General features: G+C 73.1%; 22 protein-coding genes. 17 read left to right on the top strand and 5 right to left on the bottom strand.

Annotated elements, in window-relative coordinates:
* Nucleotides 1–3: 3 nt before the first annotated feature.
* From nirD to E9998_RS03560, 3 genes are all read left to right on the top strand, one after another.
* A complete protein-coding gene (nirD, locus tag E9998_RS03570; RefSeq protein WP_136528327.1) occupies nucleotides 4–345 on the top strand; it encodes a nitrite reductase small subunit NirD in 342 nt (113 codons plus the stop codon).
* Entirely contained in the window at nucleotides 345–1,499 is a 1,155-nt protein-coding gene (locus tag E9998_RS03565; protein ID WP_136528326.1) for a uroporphyrinogen-III synthase, read from the top strand. The genes nirD and E9998_RS03565 overlap by 1 nt, the downstream gene beginning before the upstream one ends.
* A 104-nt stretch (nucleotides 1,500–1,603) precedes the next feature.
* Nucleotides 1,604–2,323, top strand: coding sequence for a hypothetical protein (locus E9998_RS03560; protein ID WP_136528325.1), 720 nt, complete (start codon nucleotides 1,604–1,606; stop codon nucleotides 2,321–2,323).
* 36 nt (nucleotides 2,324–2,359) lie between these two features.
* On the opposite strand, the gene E9998_RS03555 is transcribed toward E9998_RS03560, so the two are convergent.
* On the bottom strand, nucleotides 2,360–3,397 hold the full coding sequence (locus tag E9998_RS03555; protein ID WP_136528324.1) for an NAD-dependent epimerase/dehydratase family protein: 1,038 nt from the start codon (nucleotides 3,395–3,397) through the stop codon (nucleotides 2,360–2,362).
* A gap of 146 nt (nucleotides 3,398–3,543) precedes the next feature.
* Between E9998_RS03555 and E9998_RS25780 the strand changes: the two genes are divergently transcribed.
* The 3 genes from E9998_RS25780 to E9998_RS03545 all read left to right on the top strand — a co-directional run bounded on the left by E9998_RS25780 (nucleotide 3,544) and on the right by E9998_RS03545 (nucleotide 5,055).
* Entirely contained in the window at nucleotides 3,544–3,834 is a 291-nt protein-coding gene (locus E9998_RS25780) for a hypothetical protein (protein ID WP_204745227.1), read from the top strand.
* Complete coding sequence (locus E9998_RS03550) at nucleotides 3,831–4,517, top strand: endonuclease V (protein ID WP_204745226.1); 687 nt, start codon at nucleotides 3,831–3,833, stop codon at nucleotides 4,515–4,517. Before E9998_RS25780 ends, E9998_RS03550 begins: the two co-directional genes overlap by 4 nt.
* Before the next feature lie 82 nt (nucleotides 4,518–4,599).
* On the top strand, nucleotides 4,600–5,055 hold the full coding sequence (locus E9998_RS03545) for a hypothetical protein (RefSeq protein WP_136528322.1): 456 nt from the start codon (nucleotides 4,600–4,602) through the stop codon (nucleotides 5,053–5,055).
* A 38-nt stretch (nucleotides 5,056–5,093) separates the two neighbouring features.
* On the opposite strand, the gene E9998_RS03540 is transcribed toward E9998_RS03545, so the two are convergent.
* Nucleotides 5,094–5,750 (bottom strand): MOSC domain-containing protein, encoded by a 657-nt coding sequence (locus tag E9998_RS03540; RefSeq protein ID WP_136528321.1) that lies wholly within the window; start codon nucleotides 5,748–5,750, stop codon nucleotides 5,094–5,096.
* A 112-nt stretch (nucleotides 5,751–5,862) separates the two neighbouring features.
* Here E9998_RS03540 and recO point away from each other — a divergent pair, with 112 nt between their 5' ends.
* On the top strand, nucleotides 5,863–6,609 hold the full coding sequence (gene recO / locus E9998_RS03535) for a DNA repair protein RecO (RefSeq protein WP_136528320.1): 747 nt from the start codon (nucleotides 5,863–5,865) through the stop codon (nucleotides 6,607–6,609).
* Nucleotides 6,610–6,747: 138 nt separating this feature from the next.
* Here the strand turns inward: recO and E9998_RS03530 are convergent, their stop codons facing one another.
* A complete protein-coding gene (locus E9998_RS03530) occupies nucleotides 6,748–7,497 on the bottom strand; it encodes an alpha/beta hydrolase family protein (protein WP_158299678.1) in 750 nt (249 codons plus the stop codon).
* 587 nt (nucleotides 7,498–8,084) lie between these two features.
* Between E9998_RS03530 and E9998_RS03525 the strand changes: the two genes are divergently transcribed.
* Entirely contained in the window at nucleotides 8,085–8,885 is an 801-nt protein-coding gene (locus E9998_RS03525) for an isoprenyl transferase (protein ID WP_192907039.1), read from the top strand.
* 42 nt (nucleotides 8,886–8,927) lie between these two features.
* On the opposite strand, the gene E9998_RS03520 is transcribed toward E9998_RS03525, so the two are convergent.
* The gene (locus E9998_RS03520) at nucleotides 8,928–9,836 is read right to left on the bottom strand and encodes an ion transporter (RefSeq protein WP_136528317.1); all 909 of its coding nucleotides are present in this window, start codon (nucleotides 9,834–9,836) and stop codon (nucleotides 8,928–8,930) included.
* 416 nt (nucleotides 9,837–10,252) lie between these two features.
* On the opposite strand from E9998_RS03520, the gene E9998_RS03515 reads away from it, so the two are divergent.
* From E9998_RS03515 to E9998_RS03475, 9 genes are all read left to right on the top strand, one after another.
* Nucleotides 10,253–11,290, top strand: coding sequence for a permease (locus tag E9998_RS03515; RefSeq protein ID WP_420842409.1), 1,038 nt, complete (start codon nucleotides 10,253–10,255; stop codon nucleotides 11,288–11,290).
* Nucleotides 11,287–12,012, top strand: a complete 726-nt coding sequence (locus tag E9998_RS03510; protein WP_136528315.1) for a TIGR03943 family putative permease subunit — start codon at nucleotides 11,287–11,289, stop codon at nucleotides 12,010–12,012. The genes E9998_RS03515 and E9998_RS03510 overlap by 4 nt, the downstream gene beginning before the upstream one ends.
* 307 nt (nucleotides 12,013–12,319) lie before the next feature.
* Nucleotides 12,320–13,339 (top strand): metal ABC transporter solute-binding protein, Zn/Mn family, encoded by a 1,020-nt coding sequence (locus E9998_RS03505; protein ID WP_136528314.1) that lies wholly within the window; start codon nucleotides 12,320–12,322, stop codon nucleotides 13,337–13,339.
* Between the two features lie 14 nt (nucleotides 13,340–13,353).
* A complete protein-coding gene (locus E9998_RS03500) occupies nucleotides 13,354–14,124 on the top strand; it encodes a metal ABC transporter ATP-binding protein (protein ID WP_136528313.1) in 771 nt (256 codons plus the stop codon).
* Nucleotides 14,121–15,023, top strand: coding sequence for a metal ABC transporter permease (locus tag E9998_RS03495; RefSeq protein ID WP_136528312.1), 903 nt, complete (start codon nucleotides 14,121–14,123; stop codon nucleotides 15,021–15,023). Before E9998_RS03500 ends, E9998_RS03495 begins: the two co-directional genes overlap by 4 nt.
* Nucleotides 15,024–15,085: 62 nt before the next feature.
* On the top strand, nucleotides 15,086–15,400 hold the full coding sequence (locus tag E9998_RS03490; RefSeq protein WP_240037481.1) for an ArsR/SmtB family transcription factor: 315 nt from the start codon (nucleotides 15,086–15,088) through the stop codon (nucleotides 15,398–15,400).
* Nucleotides 15,401–15,426: 26 nt separating this feature from the next.
* Nucleotides 15,427–15,810 carry a Fur family transcriptional regulator gene (locus tag E9998_RS03485; protein WP_136528456.1) on the top strand — a complete coding sequence of 128 codons (384 nt, stop codon included), beginning with the start codon at nucleotides 15,427–15,429 and terminating at the stop codon, nucleotides 15,808–15,810.
* Between the two features lie 25 nt (nucleotides 15,811–15,835).
* Nucleotides 15,836–16,210: an antibiotic biosynthesis monooxygenase gene (locus E9998_RS03480; protein ID WP_136528310.1), complete on the top strand. Its 375-nt coding sequence runs from the start codon at nucleotides 15,836–15,838 to the stop codon at nucleotides 16,208–16,210.
* Nucleotides 16,207–17,316, top strand: coding sequence for a hypothetical protein (locus E9998_RS03475; protein WP_136528309.1), 1,110 nt, complete (start codon nucleotides 16,207–16,209; stop codon nucleotides 17,314–17,316). The genes E9998_RS03480 and E9998_RS03475 overlap by 4 nt, the downstream gene beginning before the upstream one ends.
* Nucleotide 17,317: 1 nt before the next feature.
* Here the strand turns inward: E9998_RS03475 and E9998_RS03470 are convergent, their stop codons facing one another.
* Nucleotides 17,318–18,466 (bottom strand): hypothetical protein, encoded by a 1,149-nt coding sequence (locus E9998_RS03470; RefSeq protein ID WP_136528308.1) that lies wholly within the window; start codon nucleotides 18,464–18,466, stop codon nucleotides 17,318–17,320.
* Nucleotides 18,467–18,476 lie beyond the last annotated feature (10 nt).

Raw genomic sequence — 18,476 nt, 5'->3', positions numbered from 1 at the left:
GCGATGGAACCGATCTGCGCGTTCGACCGCATCATCCCCGGCCGCGGCGTCGCCGCCCTGCTGGCCGACGGGACCCAGGCGGCCGTGTTCCGCCTCCACGACGACAGCCTCTTCGCGGTGTCGAACCTCGACCCGTTCACCGGCGCGAACGTCATCAGCCGCGGCATCGTCGGCGACCGCGCCGGCGAACCGGTCGTCATGAGCCCCCTGCTCAAGCAGGCCTTCGCGCTCAAGACCGGCGAATGCCTCGACGACCCGTCCGCGTCCCTGGACGTGTACGCCGTCGAGGTCCTGGGCGGCGAGGTGCGCGTGGGCGTCGGCGCGGAGCTGAAGGCGGCCGCCTGATGGCCGCAGCCCAGGCCCCGCCCCGTGAGGCCGACAGCCGGGCGGCGCACGCGCCGCTCACCGGCTACACGGTGGCCGTGACCGCGCAGCGCCGCGCCGACGAGCTGGCGACCCTCCTCGAACGCCGGGGCGCGCGCACCATCGTCGCCCCGACGCTGCGGATCGTGCCGCTCCCCGACGACGAGGCGCTGCGCGCGGCCACCGTCGAGCTCATCAGGGAGGCGCCCGACCTCGTCGTGGCGACCACCGGCATCGGCTTCCGCGGCTGGCTGGAGGCCGCCGAGGGCTGGGGCATGGGCGAGGACCTGCTCCGCGTCTGCGCGAAGGCCCGCATCCTGTGCCGGGGGCCCAAGGCCCTCGGCGCGGTGCGCGCGGCCGGGCTCACCGAGGAGTGGACCGCGCCGAGCGAGACCGGCGACGAGGTCGTCGAGTACCTGCGCGAGCGGGGCGTCTCGGGGCAGCGCGTCGCCATCCAGCTCCACGGCGACCCCGCCGAGGACTTCATCCGCACCGTCCGCGAGGGCGGCGGCGCGGCCGTGCCCGTCCCGGTCTACCGCTGGACGCTGCCCACCGACATCACGCCGGTGCAGCGCCTCGTGGACGCCATCTGCGCCAGGCGGATCGACGCGGTCACCTTCACCTCGGCGCCCGCCGCGAACGCGCTCCTGCGCATCGCCGGCGACCAGGCCGCCGACCTGCTCGAAGCGCTGCGGGCCCCGGCGGAGGACAACGGCGTCCTCCCCGTCGCGGTCGGCCCCGTCACCGCCTCGCCGCTCACGCGCCTGGGCGTCGACACCGTCCAGCCGCAGCGCGCGCGCCTGGGCTCGCTCGTGCGCACCGTCGCCTCGGCCCTGCCCAAGCGCTCCCGGCGCCTCCAGCTCGCGACCGGGCACCGCATCGAACTGCGCGGCCACATGGTCCTGCTCGACGACGAGCCGTTCCAGCTCCCGCCCGCGCCCATGGCCGTCATCCGCGCCCTCGCCAGCGCCAACGGCCGCGTCCTCTCCCGCGCCGAACTCCTCGGCCACCTCCCGCGCGGCGCCGACGGGCACGCCGTGGAGATGGCCGTGACGCGCCTGCGCGACGCCGTCCGCCTCCGCTCCTGTGTGGAGACCGTGATCAAGCGCGGCTACCGGCTGAACCTGGAGGTCTGATCGGCGGCGGGCGCCGCCGGGCCCGAGCGGTGGCGGGCGGGGCCCGCGACTCCGTACGATGAGGGGCCTGAGACCGCCCGACACGTTGAGAATCGGAGGCCGCCATGGCATACCCGCCGGCGCCCCAGTACCCGCAGCAGCCCCTGCCCGAGGGGCCGAGGACCAGGCCCACGGTGGTGAGCGCCGTGGTGTGGACGCAGTTCCTGACCGCGGCGGTGCTCGTCGCGTCGGGGATCGCCTCGCTCAGCGTCGTCGGTGTGACCGTCCGCGAGTCCATGAAGGCCCTCGAAGGCGACCCTTCGCTGACGGGCACCGACCTGTCGGGCATCGAGGACATCATCAGGTTCGGGGCGTACATCGGGGTCGCCGCTTACGTCGTGTTCGCCGTGTTCTACCTGGTGCTCGGCCTGCTCGTCAACCGCGGGAACCGGCCCGGGCGCATCCTCAGCTGGATCCTCTCGGGCATCGCGCTCGCCTGCTGCGGCCTGGGCCAGCTCATCGGCTTCGCCGGGGGCGCCATGACCGCCGGGCAGGACCAGGAGCTCAACGACGAGATGACGCGGGCCATCGAGGAGGCCACGCCGATGTGGGCGACCGCGCTGAACTGGGTGGCGCTGTTCCTGTTCATCGTCGGCTCGCTCGTCGTGATCGTGCTGCTCGCGACCCCGGCCGCGAACGAGTTCTTCCGCAAGAACGAGTCGGTCGCGGGCCCTTACCCGTACGGGCAGCAGCCGTACGGCCAGCCGCCGCAGCCCCCGTACGGGCAGCAGCCCCCGCAGCCGCCGTACGGCGGCCAGCAGCCGCCCGCGCCGCCGCAGGTGTGACGAACGGCCCCGCCTTCCGGCGGGGCCGTTTCGCGTTCAGTCCTCGGGGACCGCGAACGCGCGTGTGCGGTCGTGCCAGGCGCCGAGCACCGCGCCCTCCTTCTCGCGCGACAGGCCCGCCTTCAACTGCGGCGCTTCGGCGTTCGCGCGCCACCACCGCTCGATCGTCTCGCCGAGCGGGGAGGGCCGCAGCCCGGCGGCCACGGCCCGCGCCGCGGGACGGCAGTGCCCGTCGTAGTCGGGGGTGGGCAGCCACATGCCCAGCGAGTCCGGTCCGGCCCACGGGTTGACGCCGTGCTCGGTGAGGAACTCCTGCGGCGTCCACGTCAGGCGCGGCGGCCCGTCGAGCACCCCGATCCCTTGCAGGGCTTCGGCGATCCCGTCGAGGAAGGCGCCCATGCCGACCGGTTCGGCGATGGCGTCGAACGTGCCCGTCAGGCCCGATTCGGCGGCGTCGAGGAGCCAGGCCGCGTAGTCGGCGACGTCGATCCACTGGACGGGCCGGGCGGGGTCGCCGGGCGCGAGGACCTCGCCGCCCTCGGCGAGGCGCAGCGGCCAGTAGCCGAGCCGGTCGAGCGGGTCCCCGGCGCCGACGATGAGGCCCGGGCGGGTGACGAGGGCCTTCGCCCCGGCCTTCTCGCGCACCAGGTTCTCGCAGGCGACCTTGCTGGCGCCGTAGAACTCCACGGCCGGTTCGGAGGAGTCGGGCGCGGTCGGCTCCAGCAGGTCCGGGGCGACGACGTCGTTCCTGGCGTAGACCGAGATGGTCGAGACGAACGACCAGTGCCCGACCCGGTCGGCCAGCAGGTCGAGGACCGGCCCGACCTGGGCGGGCACGCGCGCGACGTCGACCACCGCGTCGAAGTCCCTGCCGCGCAGCGCTTCGAGCCCTTCGGGACTCGCGCGGTCGATCCGCGCGAACTCGGCCCCTTCCGGCGGCTCGCCGCTGGTGCCGCGCGCGGCGACGGTGACGCGGTGGCCGCGCTCGACGGCCAGCCGGGCGAGGGTGCGGGACAGGTAGACGGTGCCGCCGAGGACGAGGACGCGCTTGGGCGCGGTCGGTGCGTTGGTCATCCCCCGAGCATGGTGCGGGCGCCGCGCGCGGGCAAGGGGCGTTCACCCACAGCGGAGTCCCGCACCGCCGCCCGCGATGGCCGATGCGCGTGTCGCATCGGCGCAATATGCTGGGACGCAGGAGAAGACGCAGCGGGGAGGCGGCGATGACCGACGACTGGGACGGCGACGAGGCCGGAGACGATCCCGCCTTCGGCGAGGACTTCTTCGCGTCCCTCGGCCCCGACACCCCGGACGGCGCCGCCGACCTCGAAGGCGTCGACGCCGACTCGACCTCCGATTTCGATTCCGATTTCGGCCTCGACTCGGACTTCGAAACCGACGAGACCGCCCCCGGCGCCGACGAGTTCCTCTACGAAGTCGAAGGCGACGGCAGCTTCGAGACCGACAGCGCCGACTACGACGACCCGGCCCCCGACCTGGACGACACGCCGTGACCCCCGCTCACTTCGACCGCGACGCCCTCACCCGCGCTCCCGCCGACGAGGCCGCGGCGGTGGCGCTCCAGACCGAACTGGCCGGGCGCGTCGTCCTCGCCGACGAGGAGCGGCCCGCCGCCACGGTCGCCGGACTCGACATCGCCTACGAGAAGGGCACCGACACGGCGGTCGCCACCGCCGTCGTCATGCGCCGCGGCGACCTCGCCGTGCTCGACCGGGCGGTCGTGCGCGGCGCCTCCGCGTTCCCCTACGTTCCCGGCCTGCTCGCCTTCCGCGAGCTCCCGCTGCTGCTCGAAGCGATCGAAGCGCTCACGGTGACGCCCGACCTGTACCTCTGCGACGGCTACGGCCTCACCCACCCGCGCCGCTTCGGGCTCGCCTGCTACCTCGGCGTCGTGCTCGACGCGCCCGCGATCGGCGTCGCCAAGAACCCGCCGCACCTGCCGGTGACCGCGCCGGGGCCGCGCCGCGGCGACTGGACCCCGATCGCCGCGGGGGAGGAGACGGTCGGCGCCGCGCTGCGCACGCAGGACGGCGTGAAGCCCCTGTACGTCTCCGCCGGGCACCGCACCACTTTGGACTCGGCCCGCGCGCTCGTCCTCGAACTCGCCCCCGACTACCGCCAGCCCGAACCGATCCGCGCAGCGGACCAGTTGGGGCGCAGGCGACTCGCCGCTTGAGGGCGCGGTAGGGCGTGCCCCACCATCGGACGGGGCGCACGCAGGATGGTTCCCGGTGGGCCCGAAACCTACCGTGGTGGTCATGAAAGCACCCGACACCGTCAGACAAGCCACCCTGCTCTGGGCGACCGCCGTCGCGGCCGGCATCGTCGAGACCGTCCTCGCCGTCAGCGAGATCGCCATGGAGTCAAGCCTCGACTCCGGCGTGTACCTCAACATCGGCCTGCGGTCGGCCGTCTACATCGGAGCGGCCGTGCTCATCGCGGCCTTCGCCGGCGGCCGGCGCTGGGCCCGCGCGAGCCTCGCCGTGCTGCTCTCGGTGATCGGCCTCGGCGCCATGGTCGTCCCCTCCGCGATGCACCTGTACGACGGCGCGCCGCTCATCGAGGCCGTCGGCGGCGACGGCCGGTTCGCGCTCGCGTTCTTCGTGACGCGCTCGGCCCACATCGCCGCCGTCCTCATCGCCACCGGGCTCATGTTCTCCCCGTCGGCGAACCGCCACTTCCGCAAGCGGACCCTCGAACCCGCCGCGGCCTGAGCGCGGGCGCCCCGGCCGCAGGAGGGCCGGGGCGCCCGTCAGCCCTGCTCGTACCGGGCGCGCAGGTACGCCTTCTCGCCCTCCGACAGGTCCGGGACCTCCAGCAGCGCCGGGATGAGCTCGCGTTCGCCCATGGAGGCCCTGAAGAGGAGCGACACCGTGGCCCCGTGGTCGGGACGGTGCACCACCGCGAACTCCGTGCCCGCCTCGACCTCGCCCGGCTCGACCACCCGCAGGTAGGGGCCGGGGCGGGCCTCGCGGGTGAACGTCTTGAGCCAGCCGCGCTCGGCGATCCAGCCGCGGAACGTGCCGCACGGGATGCGCGCGCTCGTCACCTCCAGCACCAGCCCGCCGGGCCCGGCCCAGCGCTCGCCGATGAGCGCCGCGCTGAGGTCGTGGCCTGCGGTGGTGAGGTTCTCCCCGAACGCGCCGGGCCCGAACTCGCGGCCGGTGAGCGCGGCGAAGTGCGCGTAGTCCTCGGTGCTGTACGCGTACACGGCCTGGTCGGTGCCGCCGTGGTGCGCGACGTCCCCGACCCGGTCGCCCGCGAGCCCGACCGACCCGTCGCCCTTCGGCCCGGGCGCGGTCACCGCTACGGGGCCGTCGACGGGCCGCTTGTCGATGTAGGTGGCGTCGGGGTCCTTCTTCCAGGGGTTGTCCCTGGGGCGGCCGACGTTCACCGAGAGGATCTTCACGCGCGGAGCGTAACGGCGCCGGGCCGGGCGGTCAATCGGGTTTGCGTCGGCGGGACCGCGCCCGTCCCCGCGGACCGGGGCACCCGTCGTACCCGCGCGTTAAGCTTCCGACGTGGGGGTCGGCACTCGAAAACTGTTCCGCGACGACGCGGTGGTCCTGCGCACCTTCAAACTCGGCGAGGCCGACGCGATCGTCTCGCTGCTCGGCCGCCAGCGGGGCCGCTACCGGGCGATGGCGAAGGGCCTGCGCCGCACCTCCTCGAAGTTCGGGGCCCGCCTCGCACCCTTCAGCCACGTCGACCTCCAGCTCATCGAGGGGCGAAGCGAGCTCCACACCGTGACGCAGGCGGTCGGCCTGCACCTCTCGGGCGGGGCGATCAGCCAGGACTGGACGGCCTACACCGCGGCGTGTGTGATCGCCGAGGCCGCCGAACGCCTCGTCCCCGAGGACCACCAGCCGGACCTCGACGTCTTCCAGCTCACCCTCGGCGCGTTCCGCGCGCTCGCCGAGACCGAGCTGCCGCCGGTCCTCGTGATGGACTCCTACCTGCTGCGCGGCATGAAGTCGGCCGGGTGGGCGCCCTCGCTCGGCGAATGCGCCAGCTGCGGCAAGGACGGCGAGCACCGCGCCTTCGCGGTCGCCGCGGGCGGCGCGGTGTGCGGCGACTGCCGCCCCGGCGGCGCCACTGTGCCCGCCCCGGCGTCCCTGGCCCTCATGCGGGCCCTGGAGGCAGGCGACTGGCCGAACGCCACGGCCGCCGACCCGCGCCAGCGGACCGAGGCGGCGGGCCTCATCGCGGCGCACTTCCAATGGCACTCCGAGCGCCCGCTGCGCACGTTGAAGTACGTGCCGCACTAGGTCGCGGGAACGCCGAGGCAGGGCATTGCGAGCCGCTTTGCGCACTGGCTCCCGCCGACGACTCGCGGCGCGGACTTGTCGGCTTGCGGCGCGCCAGAGCGCGGACTTGTCGGCTTGCGCCGTTTCGCCGGATCAGGCTCAGCGCAGGAGGAACGCCTCGGTGACGGCGAGGAGGCGCTCGCGGGCGGCGACGTCGTTGAAGGTGTGACCGACGCCGGTGAACGGGTGGTGCTCCCAGCGGGCGCCGTACGTCTTCTCGTACTGCTCCATGACGATCGGGGGCAGGTGCTCGTCGTCGTCGCTGGCGGCGAACAGGATCGGTCCTCGGTAGGCGGCGGCCTCGCCCCACGGGTCGATCGCGAAGCCGTCCTCGACGAAGCGCCGGTAGCGGGGGAGCCCGAAGTAGTCGTCGTAGCCGCCGTCGGCGAACGCGTCCCAGTGGGGGACGTGCGCGGGCTCGTTCGCCGCGACGGCGAGTGCCGCGGGCGCCCACAGCGCGAGCGAGCGGACCTCGCGCCGGGTCGCGGCCAGGGAGGCGGTGAGCCCGCCGAGGCTCATGCCGAGCAGCGAGAGCCGGTCGGGCAGGAGCGCCTGGTGGTTCGCGAGCTCGTCCAGGATCGCCTCGACCTGCGCGACCTGGTCGGAGATGGTGAGCGCGGCGAAGTCGCCGTCGGACTCGCCGCACCCGGCGAAGTCGAAGCGGTAGGCGGCCGTGCCCTGGGCGGCGAGGCGCTTCGCGAGGTGCACGAAGGTGTAGCCGAACTCCATCCGGTTGCCGCCGAAGCCGTGGCACATGACCACCGCCGGCGCCGGTTCGCGGTGCGGCTGAGGGAGATGGAGGACGCCGCGGAGGGTGCGGCCGGCATGCTCGACGTTGAGAGGTTCCACGCGCCGAACGTAACAGAGCCCACACGCCCGCGCCAGACGCGAGCGTTCGGCGCGAATGGTCTCCGCTGTGGGCGATCGCCCGGCGCGGCTCGTATGTTCTTTCCGTGCGCGCAGGTTGGGCCCGCCGCGAGCGCTCTCCCACCTGAGCGACGGCCGAGTGCGCCGCGCAAGCTCGGAGGCGATGGGGCGGGCGCGTCGCGTAGTGCGCGTTGTGCGGTGCGTGGTGAGCCAGGGGGTGCGCTCTCCCACCCTGGGTGGGGACTGCGCCGCCCGGCACCGGCAATGCTGGCGCGCGGGTGCGACGAAACGGGGCTCGCGCACCGGCCGAAGCGGTGAAGATCACGCGTCGCGGTCGCTGGCAGCGTCGCGTCTCGGTCCGCACCATTGCGCACCGCGCCTCCGTTCACACCGCGGCCTCTGCCCGCAACACCTCCGCGGACTGCGCCGCAGCCGCTGCCGCGCCGCTTGCGCGCTCGGTGCCTTCGTCTCCGTCTGCGGCGCGGACGGGGATTCCGGTCCGGCTTCGGGCCGGACTACGATCGAGGCCCGCCGTGGACCGGCGGGGGTCACGCCGAACTGGAGGTCCTGTGAGCCGCACGTACGAGCCGCCGAAGCCGCATCCGTCGGGCGCGACCCCGCCCGAGCTGCCCCGCGAGCTCGTCCCGCGCCACGTCGCCCTCGTCATGGACGGCAACGGCCGCTGGGCCAAGGAGCGCGGGCTCAAGCGCACCGAAGGCCACACGATGGGCGAGGCCTCCCTCTTCGACACGATCGAGGGCGCCATCGAGATGGGCGTCTCGACCCTCTCGGCCTACGCCTTCTCGACCGAGAACTGGCGCCGCAGCCCCGACGAGGTGCGCTGGCTCATGGGCTTCAACCGCGACGTCATCCACCGCCGCCGCGACGAGCTCGACGCGATGGGCGTGCGCATCCGCTGGGCCGGGCGGCGCCCGAAGCTGTGGAAGAGCGTCATCTCCGAACTCGAAGTGGCCGAGGAGATGTCGAAGCGCAACGACAAGATCACCCTCCAGTTCTGCGTGAACTACGGCGGCCGCGCCGAGATCGCCGACGCCGCCGCGGCGCTCGCCCGGGACGTCAAGGCCGGGCGCCTCAACCCCGAGCGGGTCACGGAGAAGACCTTCGCCCGCTACCTCTACAACCCCGACCTGCCGGACGTCGACCTGTTCCTGCGCCCCTCCGGCGAGCAGCGCACCTCGAACTTCCTGCCGTGGCAGTCCGCGTACGCCGAGATGGTGTACCTCGACGTGCTCTGGCCCGACTTCGACCGCCGCGACCTGTGGCGCGCCTGCGAGATCTACGCGCGCAGGGACCGCCGCTTCGGCGGCGCCGTCCCGAACCAGGTCGACGAGTCCGGAAGCGCCGCTTAGCCGCCCGCATCGCGGGTGGTTCGACCTACCGCCTCGCCGCCGCTACCGGAACGGCGTGAACCCGCGCTCGTTCCCGCGTTCGGCCGCGAGCTTGTCGACCGTGGCCTGGAGGCGGTCGATCCGCTCAAGGAGGACCGTCGTGTCCGCCGAGACCTGGCCGTCCTCGTCGTCGAGTTTCTGCGCCTCCTCCATCGAGGCCAGCACCACGCCGATCATGATGTTCACCAGGATGAACGCCCCGAAGAGGATGAACACGATGTAGTACGGCAGCGTCCACAGGTTCATGGTCATGCTCTCGCGGATGACGTTGCCCATGTCGTCGAAGGCCACCAGCTGGAACAGGTTCAGCAGCGCGCGCCCGACGGTGCCGAAGTGCTCTTCGTCGGTGTCGCCGAACGCGATCCAGCCGATCATCGCCCACAGGTACATGGTCAGCCCGGTCAGTGCGAACACACCCGCCGACTTCGGCAGCGCCTTCCCGGCCGCCACCAGGATGATCCGCAGCGACGGCATCGACTTGAAGATCCGGACCACCCGCGCCAGGCGCAGCATCCGCAGGATCGTCACGTTCTCGCGCAGGCCCGGCAGGAACGAGGCCACCACGATCGCGAAGTCGAAGACGTTCCAGCCCTCCCCGAAGTACCGCCACGGCCGCCGCCCGAACGAGGCGATCCCCACGACCACCTCGAACGTGAAGAACGCCAGGCAAACGTGGTCGGCCCAGACGAGCACCTCCGAGTGCTCCAGCGCCGGGAACGTCATCGCGCCCAGGATCGCGCCGTTGAGCACGATTATCGTCATCGAGACGACCTGGAAGCGCGGGTGGCGCAGCACCGCCGCGCAGATCGCGGACCCGCTGACGCGGCGGCGGTTCACGGGGGCCGCGGCGGGGGACGTCGCGGGCTCGGTAGCGGGTTCGGCGGCGGTCTCGGAGGTGGTTGGCGCTTGCACCGAACCAGAGTAGTCACTCCGGACCCGCCCGCCCCCACCGCCCGCTCACACGATTCCGCGATGCGCTGCTGTACGTGAGTGGCCCACGCCTGCAATGAGAACCGGCACGTGTTCCGGTCCCGCCCATGTGCGCCGACCCGCCGGGAACCTCGGGACCGGCTGCGAGTGCCCGACTCCCGCAGTGGAAATCGGTTCGGTCCCCGCCCGCCCGCGCGGCGGTCGCACCTCGAAGCGGTGCGAGGCGACCGGCCGCTCGGCCCCGAATCCCGGCGGGCCCGCGAGGCGGCACCTCCGTAGCGGCCTCCATGCCGCACAATGAGACCGTGAGCGCCGAACTCGCCGGCACGGAACCGGCCGGCACCGAGCCCGGAAGCGTCGACCCGGGCGGCAGCGCCGTCCCAGGTCGGAGCAGCGACCTGGGCGACAGCGGCGACGCCGCTGAAACCGCCCCCACTGAACCCTCCCCGCCGGTCGCCCCCGACGACTTCCCGCCCCCGACGCCGAAGCGGCGCGGGCCCACCTCGATCGAGGCGCTCGCGCTGCTCCTCGTCTTCGGACTCACCGCACGGCCCGGCCTCGTCGAACTGTTCGCCGCACCGGCCGCCCAAGCCTGGGCCGCCAGATTCGTCGCCGTCTGCGTCCAGGCCTTCCCGTTCCTCGTGCTCGGCACCGCGCTCTCGGCCGCGATCGCCGCGTTCGTGCCCGCCGGGTTCTTCCACAGGGTCGTCCCCAAGCGCACCGCGCTCGCCGTCCCCGTCGCCGGGATCGCCGGAGCGGTCCTGCCCGCCTGCGAATGCGCCTCGGTCCCCGTCGCGGGCGCCCTCGTGCGCCGAGGCGTGGCCCCCGCCGCCGCCTTCACCTTCATGCTCGCCTCTCCCGCGATCAACCCGATCGTCGTCGTCTCCACCCTCGTGGCCTTCCCCGACGACCCGAGGATGGTCGTCGCCCGCGTCACCGCCTCCCTCCTCGCCGCCGTCACCATCGGCTGGCTCTGGGCCCGCCTCGGCCGCACCGAATGGCTCAAGGCCCCCGCCCACCGCCACCACGAGAACGGCAAGTGGGCCGCGTTCTGGGCCGCGATCCGCCACGACTTCCTGCACGCAGGCGGCTACCTCGTCATCGGCGCCGCCATCGCCGCCGCCCTGAACACGCTCGTGCCCGAGACCTGGCTCGCCCCCATCGCCGAGCACCCCGTGCTCGGGGTGCTCGCGCTGGCGGTCCTGGCGGTGCTGGTCTCGATCTGCTCGGAGTCGGACGCGTTCGTGGCCGCGTCCCTGACCCAGTTCTCTCCCACCGCGAAGCTCGCGTTCATGGTGGTGGGCCCGTTCGTCGACGTGAAGCTCGCGGCGATGCAGGCCGGGACGTTCGGGCGCCGGTTCGCGTCCCGCTTCGCCCCGGCGGTGTTCTGCACGGCGGTGGCCGCGAGCGTCCTGGCGGGAGTGGTGCTGCTGTGAGGCGCGACGCGCAGGCGGTCCTGCTGCTCCTGGTCGGCGGCGGCCTCATCCGCCTGGCCTGGACCGGGGACTACCTCGACTATGTGAAGCCGTACGCGTTCTGGCTCATCCTCCCGGCCGGGGCTGTCCTGCTGGTGGTCGCCGCGGTGACGGCCTGGGGGGCGTGGCACGAGCGCAAGGACGGGCACGAGGACCACGGGCACGACGGCCACGGGGAGCCCAAGGTCGCGTGGCTGCTGCTCGCCCCGGTTGTCGGGATGCTGCTGGTCGCGCCGCCCGCGCTCGGTTCGTACGAGGCCGAGCGGACCGGGACGGTGGTCGGCGCCGAGGCGGGCCGGTCGAGCTACCCGGAGCTGCCCGACGACGTCGACCCGGTGCCGCTGACGCTCCTCGACTACGCCGCCCGCTCGATCTTCGACGACGGCCTGACGATGGAGGGCCACCGCATCCAGTTGCGCGGCTTCATCCTCTACGACGGCGACGAGCCGCAGCTGGCGCGCATGGTGGTGTCCTGCTGCGCGGCCGACGCGCGCCCGGTGAAGATCGGCCTCGACTGGGAGGCCGCCGGCGCGCGGCCCGAACTCGCGGCCGACCAGTGGGTCGAGGTGGTCGGCGTGTACACCTCCCGCCAGGGCCGCGACGAGATCAACGGCGAACTGGTGCCCTACATCGCGGTCGAGTCGGTCACGGGCATCCCGACCCCGGACAACGAATACCAGTGACGCCGCGGAGGCGTCTCGAAGCGGTTCCGCGCCGGTTTTCGCACCGAACCTCACCTGCCATCCCCAACCCCCACCCTCCCGAGAGGGGAAGGAAGCTATCGCCCAGATTCGCGCGGGGGTCCGACAAGAACCGGCCGGTTCGAGCAGGTGCCGCGCGGAGTTCACCCGATCGCGTGATACCGATCATGCGGTGTGCACGGTCCGGGCCAGTGCTCGGAGTGTTCGCGCTGGTCAGAACCGGTCATCGCGGTAGAGTCGCTCATATTAGCTGTTGACAATGATTGTCATGATTGGGCAAGGTTTTCACATGCGCCGTTCCAGCCTTCTGATCCTGCCCATCGCCGGCCTCGCCGCCGCCGGCACCCTCGCCGCCTGCGGCGACGGCGGCGCCGACGACGGGGAGATCAACGTCGTCGCCGCGTTCTACCCCCTCGCCTTCGCGGCAGAGCAGGTCGGCGGCGACGACATCAACGTCACCAACCTGACCCCCGCCGGCCAGGAGCCCCACGACCTCGAACTCTCCCCCTCCGACCTCGCCGCCATCGAGCAGGCCGACTACGTCGTCTACCTCGCCGACTTCATCCCCGAGCTCGACGCCGCGATCGACGAGTACGCCGCCGACAAGTCCCTCGACGTCGCCTCCGCCGTCGACACCATCGGCTACGACGACACCGAGGTCCTCGAAGACGCCCACGAGCACGCAGAAGAGGACCATGCTGCGGAAGACCACGCAGAGGAAGACCACGCAGAAGAGGACCACGCCGAGGAGGAGGGCCACGAGCACGACGAGGAGCTCACCGGCACCGACCCCCACATCTGGCTCGACCCCACCCGCTACGCGCAGATCGGCGACGCCGTCGCCGAAGGCCTCGCCGGGATCGACGAGGCCAACGCCGACGCCTACACCGCCGGAGCCGAGGCCTTCACCGCCGACCTCACCGCCCTCGACGCCGAGTTCACCGAGGCCCTCGCCGCCCGCACCTCCGACGTCATCGTCACCTCGCACGCCGCCTTCGGCTACCTCGCCGACCGCTACGGCCTCGACCAGATCGCCATCTCCGGCCTGAGCCCCGACCAGGAGCCCGACACGCAGCGCATGGCCGACGTCGCCGAGTTCGTGCGCGCCAACGGCGTCACCACGATCTTCTTCGAGACCCTCGTCTCGCCCGACATCGCCGACACCCTCGCCGCCGAGTCCGGCGCGACCACCGCCGTCCTCAACCCCCTCGAAGGCCTCACCGACGAGGAGGCCGACGCCGGAGCCGACTACTTCACTGTGATGCGCGAGAACCTGGCCGCGTTGCAGACCGCGCTCGGCGCGGCATAAGGCAGCATTGCCCCATGCCCGTACTCAACGTCCTCGGCGCGACCGTCTCCTACGGCGGTCGCGCCGTCGTCCGCGGCGTCGACCTCGCGGTCGCGCCCGGCGAAGCCGTCGCCCTCATGGGCGCCAACGGCTCAGGGAAGTCCACGCTCATCAAGGCCGTCGCCGGGCTCGTCCCGCTCGCCGGCGGGACCATCGAGCTGTTCGGCGCGCCGCAGAAGCGCTTCCGCGACTGGAAGCGCGTCGGCTACGTCCCCCAGCGCACCGGTGCGGCCTCCGGCGTCCCCTCCACCGCCGCCGAGGTCGTCTCCCAGGGCCGCCTCGCCCATCGCCTCCTCGGCATGCCCGCCCGCCGCGCCGACCGCGACGCCGTGGCCCGCAGCCTCGCCGAGGTCGGCCTCGAAGCCCACGCCCACTGCTCGGTCGACACCCTCTCCGGCGGCCAGCAGCAGCGCGTCCTCATCGCCCGCGCCCTCGCCACCGAGCCCGACCTGCTCATCATGGACGAGCCGACCGTGGGCGTCGACGCCGAGACGCAGGCCGCCCTCGCCGCCGTGGTCGCCGACCGGATCGACGCCGGTTGCGCCGTCCTCCTCGTCACCCACGAGCTCGGCCCGCTCACCGACCGGCTCGACCGCGCCGTGGTCCTCGCCGACGGCCGCGTCGTCCACGACGGCGCGCCGCCGCGCCCGGTCGGCGAGCACGCCGACCCCGCGCACCAGCACGCCCACCCGCACGCCAACGGCACCGGCGGCGAAGGCACCGACGACTACTGGGGCGGCAGATGAACACGGACCCGACGATCCTCCAGTACTTCGAGTTCGAATTCGTCCAGCGCGCCCTCATCAGCGCGCTCGTGGTCGGCCTGTGCGCCCCCGCGGTCGGCGTCTTCCTCGTCCAGAAGCGCCTGGCGCTCATCGGGGACGGCCTCGGCCACATCGCCCTCACCGGCGTCGCCATCGGCTTCCTCACCGGCGCCGCACCGCTGTGGACGACCCTCGCGGTCACCGTGGCCGCCTCCGTCGTCATGGAGCTGCTGCGCAGCCACTCCAAGACCTCCGGGGACGTCGCGCTCGCCATGATGTTCTACGGCGGCATCGCCGGCGGCGTCTACCTCACCGGCATCGCCTCCGACAAGGGCGTCGCGAACCTCCAGCAGTACCTGTTCGGCTCGCTCCTGACGGCCTCGTGGAACGAGGTGTGGACGATCGTCGCCGGCGGTGCCGTCGTCGCCGCGCTCATGCTCGTGCTGCGCCCCTGGCTCACCGCGATCTGTGCCGACGAGCAGTACGCGCGCGTCTCGGGCCTGCCGGTCGCCGCCCTCAACCTGTTGCTGCTCATCACCACGGCCGTCACGGTCTCGGTCTCGATGCGCGCGGTCGGCCTGCTCCTGGTCAGCGCCCTCCTGGTGATCCCGGTCGTGACCGTCCAGCAGTTCACCCGCTCGTTCAAGGCCACCATGTTCAGCGCGATGGGCGCGGGCTTCCTCATCGCCGGGGCGGGCGTCATCGCCTCGGCCGCGAAGGACGTGCCGCCCGGCTCCACGATCGTGCTCCTGGGCGTCGCCGCGTTCGTCGCCACCGCGCTCGCGGCGGCCGTCGTGCGCCGCCTGCGCCGCACCCGCCGCGGCCATCTGCCGCCCGAAGGGGAGCCGCTGGAGGTCGAGCTTCCGGCATCGAGCGCATGACGGCGACCGGACGCGGGGCACCTGGACCCCCCGACGGCCCGGCGACGCGATATTTTTGCGGGGTGCGGACCGAGACAGAGCCATCCGACGCCCCGCCCGCCGACTACGAGGCGGCGGGGGAGCTGCTGCGCGCCCTCGCGGCGCCGCTGCGGATCGCCATCGTGATGGAGCTGGCCGAGGGGCCCAAGTACGTCCACCAGATCGTGGAGACGCTCGCCGTCACCCAGCCCCTGGTCTCGCAGCATTTGCGGGTCCTGCGCGGAGCGGGTATCGTGCGCGGCACCAGGTCGGGCCGCGAGATCTCTTACTCGCTCATCGACGACCACATCGCGCACATCGTCACCGACGCCGTCTACCACGCCCGGGAGGAACGCTAGTGGCCGCCAAGCCCCCGGCAGAGAACATGGCCAGGTCCACCAAGCAGCGGACCGCGATCCTCGAACTCCTCGAACAGGACGAGGCCTTCCGCAGCGCCCAGGACCTCCACGCGATCCTCCGCGAGGCCGGCTCGAAGATCGGCCTGACGACCGTCTACCGGACCCTCCAGGCCTTCGCCGAGGCCGACATCGTCGACGTCATGCGCCTGCCCGGAGGCGACCACCTGTACCGCAGGTGCAGCGCCGAGGAGCACCACCACCACCTCGTCTGCCGCTCGTGCGGGCGCACGGTGGAGGTCGCCGGGCCCACGGTCGAGCGCTGGGCCAACAAGGTCGCGGCCGAGCACGGCTTCACCGAGGTCGGCCACACGCTCGAACTCCACGGCCTGTGCTCCTCATGCTCGCAGTAGCCCGATGACAAGTAGGGTGGGGACCGTGCTGGTCGTATATCGTTTCGCCGTAACCGAAGGCGAGGCGGAGAGCTTCTCGCGCGACGCCGAGGACGCCTTGGCCGCGCTCGCCTCCTGCGAGGGGTATCTGCGGGGCGGCCTGGGCCGTGCCGTCGACGACTTCGGCGCCGAGGGGCAGTCCACCTGGACGCTGTGGACGGAATGGGGCGGCGTCGGCTCCTACCGCCGGGCCCTGTCGAACTTCCGGGTCAAGATGTCGACCCCGCTGCTCTCCCGCGCGCTCCCCGAGGCCTCCGGCTTCGAAGTCCTCGCTCGCTGCGCCCCCGGCGGCGAGCCCGAGCGCACCGACTCCGACCGCACGGCCGACCCCGACCGGGCCCGCCGAGAGGCCGCCCGATGACCGACCGCCAGGCCCCCGAGCCGGCCCCGTCGGGCGAACCGGTCGCGAATCCCGGCCCCGAGATCCCCGAGCCCCTCGCGCCCGAACTCGATTTCGCTGCTTCGGTCGCGAGCCCTGCCCCCGAGACCCCCGAGCCCTTCGCACCCGAACCTGGTCTTGCCGCTCCGGCCGTGAACCTCGCCGCGCAAGCGGTCTCGCCCGAACCGCGCGCTCCCGAGCCCGAGGTGGTCCCCGAACCCGAGGCGGCGCAGGCCGCGCCCGTGCCCGAGGCGCCCGCGCAGGTCGCACCCGAGCCGATCGCCGAGCCGTCGCCGCACGAGACGGTCGAGGCCGAACCGCGCACCGACGTCGAGGCGGTGGCCGAGCCGGTCGCTCCGGCGCAGGTCGCCCCCGAACCGCTCGCGCCGGTCGCCCCCGAACCGCTCGCGCCGGTCGCCACCGACGCAGCCGCAGACCACGCCCCCGCCTCCGATTTCGGCGCCGCGACGACCGCCGGGCCCGAGTCCGGCGAGCCGGTACCTTCGCCTGAGCCGTCCCCCGAGCCCGCTCCGGCACTGGTCGCCCTGGAACCGGGCACCGAGGAGACGCTCGCGTTGCCGCCCACGACCAAGGAGGTCGAGCCGCCGCCTCCGGAGCCCTCCGCACCGCCGCCGCCCACGGGCGTCCCGGTGCCGTTCTCGGCCCCGCCGACCGAGCGCAACGGCGGGCGCTTCGCCCTCAAGCTCGTGCTCGGCATCGGCGGCGGCAGCCTGCTCGCCGTCGGCGTGATCGTCGCGATCATCGCGGCGTTCGTGGTCTTCGCCAACTCGGTCACCGACAAGGTCGAGGCCACCGCGGAGGACTTCGTCGGCGAGATCGCCGACGAGGACTGGGACGCGGCGTACGCGATGCTCTGCGACGACCTGCGCGACCGCCCCGTCGAGGACTACGTGCGCGACTGGGAGACCTGGGCCGTCGACGGCGCCGAGGTCGGCCCCGTGAACGCCGACGCCACCGAGGTCGAGGTGCGTCTGGGCGACGGCACCTCGATCGACCTCTACATCGCCGTCGACCAGTCCGCCGAGACCCTCGACACGAGCGTCTGCGGCTGGCGCGACAACGGCTGACTCAGTACCCGCCCGGATGCGGCGGGTACTGCTGCGGCGCACCGTATCCGGCCGGAGGTCCGTATGGCGCCGCGTACTGCGGCCCCGGGTGCACCTCGTGGAACGGGGCCCAGGAGCGCGCCCCGCGGGAGCCGACGGCGATGAGCCCGCCGAGGGCCAGCACGACCCCCAGGACGGCCAGGCCGAGCCCGCCGAAGACCACCACGGGGCTCACGATCGCGTCGTCGCCCGCGCCGTCCGTGCCGTCGATGACCGCGATCGCGGCGATCGAGACCAGGTAGACCTCGGCGGCGACGAGCGTGCCGAGCCAGGCGGCGCCGAACATGCGCGCGCCCGGGCGGCCCGCGCCGAGCCGCACCGCGACGATCGGGTTCACCACGAGCGTCGCCAGGACCAGCGCGACGCCGAGCACGATGAAGCACATGAACTCCGGGTACTGCTCCAGCCGTTCGCCGAGCGTGCCCGTGCCCTGGCTCGTGCGCACCCATTCGAGGAACGCCCAGGTCGCCACCGGCGTCGGGAGGATCAGCGCGGCCAGCGCGAACTGGGCGAAGCCCACCGAGCCGGGTTTGGAGGCGGGCCGGTCCGGTTCGGCGACGACCGGGTCGGGTCGTCCGGGCTCCTTGCGGTGCAGGCGGTTCCAGGTCCGGGTGGGGCTCACCAGGAGCATGCCGAGGAGGGTGCCGTACAGGCCGGCGAAGACGACGCCCGACAGGAGCGACGCGCCGCCGTCGTAGGCGAGGTTGACGACGCCGCCGACGATGCCGACCAGGGCGAGCAGGCACCAGATGATGGTGTGCACGAGCGTCCACACCCAGGCCCATTCGCGGCCCCTGCCGATCTGGACGGCGCACACGCAGGCGTGGACGGCGAAGTAGACCGCGACGAGTCCGCCGATGGCGATCGGTTCGACGATGGGCGCGAGGGCGATCGCGGCGAGGGCGCCGGCCATGTAGAGCGAGCCCATGACGGTGAGGATCACCTGGACGCCGGTGACGCTGCCGGGCTTGGCGATCCGCTCGCCGCCGGGTACCGGGACGGGCGGCGGGTACGCGGGTCCGTGGGCGGCGGGGTAGGCGGGCGGTCGGCCCTGCGCGGGCGCGAGGTGCATCCGGTCGGGAGGAGGGGGCGGCATCTGGGGGTGGGTCACGCTGGCCTTC

It is taken from the genome of Glycomyces paridis (genome assembly GCF_004912155.1).
Taxonomy (GTDB): domain Bacteria; phylum Actinomycetota; class Actinomycetes; order Mycobacteriales; family Micromonosporaceae; genus Glycomyces; species Glycomyces paridis.
The sequence above is the reverse complement of the archived record's forward strand: the minus strand, read 5'-3'. Positions and strand labels throughout refer to the sequence as shown.